The 7,325-nt window shown below is 72.2% G+C and carries 9 protein-coding genes and 1 pseudogene; 7 read left to right on the forward strand and 3 right to left on the reverse strand.

Annotated elements, in window-relative coordinates:
- The 3 genes and pseudogenes from VIU94_RS19215 to VIU94_RS19225 form a co-directional block, all read left to right on the forward strand.
- Window positions 1-484, forward strand: a pseudogene (locus tag VIU94_RS19215) (MFS transporter); the annotation flags it as partial.
- A gap of 45 nt (window positions 485-529) precedes the next feature.
- On the forward strand, window positions 530-1,345 hold the full coding sequence (locus tag VIU94_RS19220) for a TIGR01458 family HAD-type hydrolase (protein WP_331913056.1): 816 nt from the start codon (window positions 530-532) through the stop codon (window positions 1,343-1,345).
- Window positions 1,345-1,722, forward strand: a complete 378-nt coding sequence (locus VIU94_RS19225; protein ID WP_414720975.1) for a hypothetical protein — start codon at window positions 1,345-1,347, stop codon at window positions 1,720-1,722. Before VIU94_RS19220 ends, VIU94_RS19225 begins: the two co-directional genes overlap by 1 nt.
- 69 nt (window positions 1,723-1,791) lie before the next feature.
- On the opposite strand, the gene VIU94_RS19230 is transcribed toward VIU94_RS19225, so the two are convergent.
- Window positions 1,792-2,691, reverse strand: coding sequence for a LysR family transcriptional regulator (locus VIU94_RS19230; RefSeq protein ID WP_331913058.1), 900 nt, complete (start codon window positions 2,689-2,691; stop codon window positions 1,792-1,794).
- Window positions 2,692-2,809: 118 nt separating this feature from the next.
- Between VIU94_RS19230 and VIU94_RS19235 the strand changes: the two genes are divergently transcribed.
- Together VIU94_RS19235 and VIU94_RS19240 are read left to right on the forward strand one after the other, a co-directional pair.
- Complete coding sequence (locus VIU94_RS19235; RefSeq protein WP_331913059.1) at window positions 2,810-3,550, forward strand: SDR family NAD(P)-dependent oxidoreductase; 741 nt, start codon at window positions 2,810-2,812, stop codon at window positions 3,548-3,550.
- Window positions 3,551-3,645: 95 nt separating this feature from the next.
- Complete coding sequence (locus VIU94_RS19240) at window positions 3,646-3,846, forward strand: tautomerase family protein (protein ID WP_331913060.1); 201 nt, start codon at window positions 3,646-3,648, stop codon at window positions 3,844-3,846.
- A 98-nt stretch (window positions 3,847-3,944) separates the two neighbouring features.
- Here the strand turns inward: VIU94_RS19240 and VIU94_RS19245 are convergent, their stop codons facing one another.
- Entirely contained in the window at window positions 3,945-4,430 is a 486-nt protein-coding gene (locus tag VIU94_RS19245) for an anthrone oxygenase family protein (RefSeq protein WP_331913061.1), read from the reverse strand.
- A 65-nt stretch (window positions 4,431-4,495) separates the two neighbouring features.
- On the reverse strand, window positions 4,496-5,458 hold the full coding sequence (locus VIU94_RS19250; protein WP_331913062.1) for an SDR family NAD(P)-dependent oxidoreductase: 963 nt from the start codon (window positions 5,456-5,458) through the stop codon (window positions 4,496-4,498).
- A gap of 132 nt (window positions 5,459-5,590) precedes the next feature.
- Here VIU94_RS19250 and VIU94_RS19255 point away from each other — a divergent pair, with 132 nt between their 5' ends.
- Complete coding sequence (locus tag VIU94_RS19255; protein ID WP_331913063.1) at window positions 5,591-6,784, forward strand: sensor histidine kinase; 1,194 nt, start codon at window positions 5,591-5,593, stop codon at window positions 6,782-6,784.
- On the forward strand, window positions 6,781-7,325 hold a 545-nt coding region (locus VIU94_RS19260; protein ID WP_331913064.1), incomplete at its 3' end, for a response regulator. The genes VIU94_RS19255 and VIU94_RS19260, both read left to right, overlap by 4 nt.

Below are 7,325 nucleotides of genomic sequence, written 5' to 3' on the forward strand. Positions count from 1 at the left end.
GCCGGTCGTCCTCGCCGTGGTCGCCGCGCTCGCGGTGAGCGCGCCCGACGCGGGGGCGTGGTGGGCGATCCTGGCCGCCTGGGCGGCGATCGGAGCGGCCTGTTCCGCCGTGCTCACGCCCGCCGGGCGGGTGATCCGGCGCTCGGCCGCGGACGCAGACCTGCCGGCCGCCTTCGCCGCCCAGTTCTCCCTCTCGCACGGCTGCTGGCTGCTGACCTACCCGCTCGCCGGCTGGCTCGGGACCGCCGCCGGTCTGCCCGTCACTGCGGCGGTGCTCGGGGCGCTCGTGCTGGTCGCCGTCGGCGTCGCGGCCCGGACCTGGCCGCGCCGCGACCCCGCCCGGCTCGACCACGTGCACGCCGACCTGCCACCCGGCCATCCGCACCTCACCGGCGCGCTGCCCGCCGACGCGGGGTGGCGGCACGGACACGCGTACGTCATCGACCGGCACCACCGGCGCTGGCCGGAGCCCCTGCCGCACTGAGGGTTCCGTTTGCGCGGCCCCGGCCGCTCGGGGACGGTCAGTCGTATGGAGAGTCGCGGAGGCAGTCACAGGGACACGGGCGTCCTGATCGACATCGACGGCGTCCTCACGGTGTCCTGGGAGCCGCTGCCGGGGGCCGTGGCGGCGATGACCGCGCTGCGCACCGCCGGGTACCCGCTCGCCCTGGTCACCAACAACACCTCCCGCACCCGCGCCTCCATCGCCACGCGACTCGCCGGACTCGGCTTCCCGGTCGGGGCGGACGACATCCTCACCGCGCCCGCCGCCACGGCCTCGTACCTGCGCGCCCACCACCCGAACGCCCGCTGCCTGCTGCTGACTGCCGGCGACGTAGGAGACGACCTGGACGGGGTGCGGTTGGCAGACGACGCCGAAGCCCCGGACGTGGTCGTCCTCGGCGGCGCGGGCGACGCCTTCACGTACGAGGCGCTCAACCGCGTCTTCCGGCATCTCGACGCGGGCGCCCGACTCGTCGCCATGCACCGGAACCTGTACTGGCGCACCTCCGGCGGCCTCGACCTCGACACCGGGGCCTTCCTGCTCGGCCTGGAACGGGCCTCCGGAGTGGAGGCGGTGGTCACGGGCAAGCCGGCGGAGGCGTTCTTCGCCGCCGCGCTCGCCCACCTCGGCGTCGCGGCGGGCGCGGCCGTGATGATCGGCGACGACGTGGAGTCGGACGTCCTGGCGGCACAGCGCAACGGCATCACCGGAGTCCTGGTCCGCACGGGCAAGTTCCGCCCGGAGACGCTGCGGGCCGCCGATGGCGCCCCGGACCACGTCGTCGACTCCTTCGCCGACCTCCCGGCCCTCCTTGACCGACTCGTGAGCGGGGCCCTCTGATGGCGCGGGTGACCGTGGAGGACACCGACATCGTCGTCCACTTGGCCTGGTGGGAGAAGCTCGCCGCCCGCCGCGGCGACATCCGCGTCCCCGTCGAGGCGCTGCGGCGGGTCCGCCTGGAACCCGACTGGTGGCGCGCCCTGCGCGGCCTCAAAGGCCGCGGCCTGTGGATCCCCGACCGGATCGCCGTGGGCACGCGCATCCTCCCGGACGGCGAGGACTTCGCCGCGATCCGCGTCGGCAACCGCCCGGTCCTCTGCCTGGAACTCCGCCCCACGGCCGCGCCCTTCGCCCGCCTCGCCCTCCACACGCCGGACCCGGCCGGCGCGCTGCGCGAACTGTCCCCGTACGCCTTCGATCCCGGGCCGTCCGCGTAGCCGACCTGCCTGAGTACGGGCGCTGCTACGGGCCCTGCTATGGGCCTTTGGCCCTGCTACGGGCCTTTGCTATGGGCGCGCGAGGTGGGCGGTCAGTTCGTCGGCGAACGCCTGCAGGTGGGGCGGGCGGGGGCCCTGGCGGGTGGCCAGGTACCAGGTGCGGGCCATGGGGGTGGCGCCGACCTGGACGAGCGCGAGGTCGTGGGAGTTCGCGTACGGCTTGGCGACCCAGTTGGGCAGGATCGTCGCACCCTGGCCGCCGGCGACCATCTCGATGACCAGGTCCGTGATCACCGGCATCGTGGTGACGCGGGCGGGCCGGGCATTCGGCGGGAGGGGGAGCGGGATGGACGGGATCCGGGTCTGGTCATAGCCGTCGTAGAGGATCAGGTGGGCGTCCGTGAAGTCCTCCGCCGTGAGGTGCGGGAGCGCGGCCCAGGGGTGGTCCGAGGGGACCACGGCGACCATCTCGTCGTCGAAGAGCCGGGTGACGCTCACCCGTTCCATCTCCAGGTCCGGCTTGGTGACCAGCGCGACGTCCACCCGGTCGGCGAGGAGCGCGGGGACCGGCGCGTCGTCGGGCACGGACTCGATGCGGACCTCCGTCTCCGGGTGCCGCCGGCGGAAGGCGCGGATGACCGGCGGCAACCACTGGAAGGTGGTGCTGCACTGCGCGGTGAAGCGCACCCGGCGGTCGCGTCCGTCGCGCATCTCGTGCAGGTCGCGGGTCGCGGAGCGCAGTTCGTCGAGCACGTGGTGGGCCGTGACCAGCAGGCGCCGGCCTGCGGCGTTGGGGATCAGCCGGCGTCCGGTCCGGTCGAAGAGCGGCATGCCGAGCCGGTCCTCGAGACGGGTGAGGCGCTGGCTGAGCGCGGGCTGGCTGACGTAGAGGCGCTCGGCCGCCGCGGTGAGCGAACCGGATTCGGCGGTGGCGGCGAGGAGTTCGAGGTCGCGCAGATCCACAGACATAACCCTGGATTATGCCAGGCTTCAATATTCGACGTGGTGTTATGAGTGGCGCGCTCCTAGGTTCGTGGATGTCGGGAGGCCGAGAGGGCCGACGGCATCGATTCAAGGAGTTGTGCGCATGTCGACGAACATCACCGCAGTGGTGACGGGGGCGTCGAGCGGGATCGGGCTGGGCATCGCCCGGGCTTTCCTCGCTCAGGGCGCCAACGTCGTGATCAACGGTCGCGACGCGGACCGCCTCGCCAAGGCCGCCGCCCAGCTGGGGCAGGGCGCGCGGGTCGCCCAGGTCGCGGGGAGCATCGGGGACGCGTCGACCGGTGAGGCGCTCGTGCGGGCGGCCGTGGAGCGGTTCGGGGGTGTGGACGTCCTGGTGAACAACGCGGGCACGTTCGCGGCGAAGCCCTTCACCGAGGTGACGGAGGAGGAGCTCGACGGGTACCTGGCGGGCAACCTCAAGGGGACGTACCTGACCACCCAGGCCGTGGTGCGGCGGATGCGGGAGCAGGGTCACGGCGGAAGCATCGTCAACATCGGCACGGTGCTCGTCGACCACGCGATCGCCGGCTTCCCGGCGTCCGCGCCGGTCGTCAGCAAGGGCGGCGTGCACACGCTCACGACGAGCCTGGCGGCCGAACTCGCGGCGGACGGGATCCGCGTCAACCTCGTCGCGCCGGGCGTCATCCGCACCCCGCTGCTCGAGGACGCGGACGTGGACTCCTTCGGCGGGCTCGCGCTCCTGAACCGCATCGGGGAGGTCACCGAGATCGCGGACGCGGTCCTCTACCTCGCGGGCGCGGAGTTCATCACCGGTCACGCCCTGCGGGTGGACGGCGGCCATGTGACGGGGCGTGCGCTGTGACCGCGCGGAACGAGGTGGAGAGGGCAGTCCAGCAGCGGATGGCGACGATCCGGACGACCGACGACGAGGGCGAGGGCTGAGCCGCCATGCCGTACGTGAACGTGAAGATCACCCGAGAGGGCGCCACGCCCGAGCAGAAGGCCGAGATCATCGCGGGCGTGACCGATCTGCTGGTGAAGGTCCTCGACAAGAGCCCGGCGACGACGTTCGTGGTCATCGACGAGGTCGAGCTGGAGGACTGGGGAATCGGCGGACTCCCGGCACAGGAGTACCACAGGCGGCAACGGAGCAGCTGAGCACACGAGCCGGCCGAGGACGGCCCGCCGCCTACGCGAAGGCGCAGGCGGCGGCCGGTGTGCGAGGGCGTGTTCAGGGATGTCCGGCCATCGTCGCACTAGGCCGTTTCGTTCGGATCACGCTCGGCGCCGGATCGATGCAGGGCCAGAACGATCAGCAGCGCGAAGGCGGCGAACGCGGTGCCTGTGCGGGCGTAGTTGAAAGCCTCCCAGCGATCCAGGATCTCGGCGTGATCGAGGGGCGCCGAGGTGGCGGCCCACTCCTTGATCCGGCCGTTGATGGGAACGTTGCCGAGCCGGGTTATCAGGAAGGACGCCAGTGCCAGCAGCCCTGCCCCGCCGGCCAGCATCCGCGGGACGCCGCGGGTCATCACAGCGAGCGTCGCGGCGCTGAGTGCGGACAGCCCCATGGCGCCCTGCATGGTGATGCCGTTCATCTCCATCAGCTGGGTATGGAAGGACAGCCTCATCTGGAGCGGTACGGCGTCGAATGTGGGGACGAGGTTGGCCGCGCCGTAGCCGAACGCGCCCGCGAGGGTGCCGGTGGACAGCAGGGCAAGACCCTTGACGAGTCGGACGAGCATGTGACCACCTCTGTGGCTCGGGTGCGGCGGGGGTGACGGAGCGCGTGAGCGGCAGGCCCAAGGGCTCAGCCTCGGACACCGCTCGGCTGGACCATTTTCCGGCCCGCGGTGCTTCCGCCGTCCACGCTGATCGACGCACCCGTCATGTAGGGGAAGTCGTCCGACGCGAGCCCGAGCACCGCGCGCGCGATCTCCTCGGCTTCGGCCATCCGTTCGAGGCCGTCGACGTTGAGCGGCCCCCACGCCTGCTTGTACTTCGCCCAATCCGCGTCCGGGATCCCCGGCGGGCGGACGAAGGGGGTGTCGGCAGTGCCGGGTAGCAGGGCGTTGAGCCTGATTCCCTTGGGTCCGTACGCGAGCGCCGCGGACTTCACGATGCCCTGCACCGCCCGCTTGCTCGCGGTGTACGCGGCGCCGTTCGGCCGCGCCTGTTCGGCCGCTGACGACGAGGTGCAGATGATGACGCCGCGCTGCGCCCTGAGCATGTGCGGAATCTCGTACTTGATCGCGAGGAACACGCCCCGGGCGTTGGTGGCCTGGACGTCGTCCCACTCCTCGACGCTCATCTCATGGGGCAGTTTGCCGCCGCCGATGCCGGCGTTGTTGAAGGCCACGTCGATGCCGCCGTAACGGCTCGCGACCTGGTCCACGAAGCCCCGCACCTGGGCGTCCACGCGGACATCGGCCTGGATGTACGTGGCTTCGCCGCCCGCGTCCCGGATCTCCCGTTCCACCTGGCGTCCCAACTCGGCTCGCCTGCCGCAGAATCCGACATGAGCCCCCTCGGCGGCGAACGCCTTCGCCGCCGCCCTGCCTATGCCGGATGTGGCGCCTGTGATGAGCACCGACCTTCCCTGGAAGCGGCCGCCTTTCGTGCGGGACCTCGACCGGGCGTCGGCCGCGTGGGCGGTGGCACCGAGGGCCACGCTCCCCAGTCCCAGAGCGGCGGCGCCGCCGAGGAGGGACCGCCGCCCCATGGCGGCGGGTTCTGCGTCTGCGGTGGCACTCGTGTTCGTGTAGGCATCCATGGCGATCACGGTCGCAGCCCGTCCCGGGTTCCCGGCTCCGTCCTCGGGTCGGACATCGCGGCTCGTGGGAGGAGGTGGCCTCCTCCCATGGCAGGACCCCGGGCGCACGGGCGTCTGCCTATCGTGGGGGGCGTGAACCGACCTTGGATCGAGCTTGCGTTCGACAGGAGATTCGCCGGCATACGGATCCTGATGCTTGCCGGTGTGATGGTCGGCTATGTTCTCCTGCTGCAGCGGCCGTCCGGGGCAGGGGACTGGGGCCTTGCCGCAGCCGGGCTCGTGCTGTGTCTGGTCGCGGGGAGGTGGGTGTTCGTCGCGCTCCTGGCGCAGTCGGTCCTGCTCGTCACCGCACATGCGCTCGGCGCGAGCACCGTTTCCTCGCTGAAGGTGCTGGCCGCCGTCACCCTCTTCGAGCTGGCGGTACAGCAGTCCGGGCGCTGCCTCGCCGCCGGGGCGACGGCACTGGCGCTCGCCGTCGCCGTGAACCGCTTCGAGGAGCTGCCCGGCGAACTCCTCCCGGTGCTCTACAAGATGGGCATCGTCGCCGGTGTGCCGCTGCTCCTGGGCGCGTACGTGCGCGTGACCCGCGATGCCGCGGTGCACGCCCGCCGACACGCGGAGCAGCAGGAGCTCCGTGCCGAGCAACAGCTGCTGGCCGCCCGCGCGGCGGAGCGCACCACCATCGCGCGCGAGTTGCACGACCTCGTGGCCCACCACGTCTCCTCCATGGTGCTGCGCGTCGGTGTGGCCCGGCACGTCACCGCCGCCGACACCACCACCGACCCGCGGATCACGGCCGTCCTCGACGACCTGCACGCCAGCGCCGGAGCGGCGCTGACCGATCTGCGGCGCTTGGTGACCCTCCTGCGCGCCCCGGACGGGACCGGTCCCGAGACAGGCTCCCTGGTCGCGCCCGGGGCACTGCCGGCGGCATTGGAGTCGGTGGTGGAACACAGCCGCCGGACCGGCCTGACCGTGACCGCTTCCGTGGATCCCCGGGTCGCACGGCTCGACGCGGTACGTGGCCTCGCGGTCCTCCGCCTGGCCCAGGAGGGCCTGGCCAACGCGGCCAAGCACGGCGGGCCCGGCGCACACGCCGAGCTGGTCGTGCGGGTGGCCGGTGACGCCGTCCACGTGACGATCCACGACGACAGCGCCGGAAGGGCCCGGCCGCTGGCCCCTGGCCCTTCCGGACACGGCTTGATCGGCATGCGGGAACGCGTGGACCTGCTCGGCGGCCGGCTGGATGCGGGCCCCGACGCTCAGGGCTGGCGGCTCACGGCCGAACTGCCCGCCCTCGCACCCGACATGGAGCCCCAGCCGTGATCCGCATACTCGTCGTCGACGACCAGCAGCTCGTCCGCATGGGACTGCGCATGCTCTTCGAGCAGGCGCAGGACATCGAGATCCTGGGCGAGGCGGACAACGGCGCGGAGGCGGTACGGCTGGCTGAACGCCTCACGCCCGACGTCGTCCTCATGGACCTGAGAATGCCCGGCATGGACGGCATCACGGCCACCCGCCGCATCCTGGCCGCTCGCCCTGCCACCCGAGTCGTCGCCCTCACCACGTTCGACGACGACGACCATCTGTATCCGGTGCTCGCGGCCGGAGCCTGCGGTTTTCTCGTCAAGGACACCCCACCGGCCGAACTCCTGGAGGCCGTACGCCGGGCAGCCCACGGAGAGGCCCCCTTCAGCCGGAACGTCCTTGACCGCCTCGTCGCCCAGGCTCTCCGCACCCGTTCCTCCTCGGACACCGCGGACGTCCCGGCGCCGGCCATCACCCCGCGCGAGCGGGAGGTACTCGGACTGCTCGGCGTGGGCCTGTCCAACAAGGAGATCGCCGACCGGCTGCATCTCGGGGT

Origin of the sequence: Streptomyces sp. (assembly GCF_036566765.1) — a bacterium.
Lineage (GTDB): Bacteria > Actinomycetota > Actinomycetes > Streptomycetales > Streptomycetaceae > Streptomyces.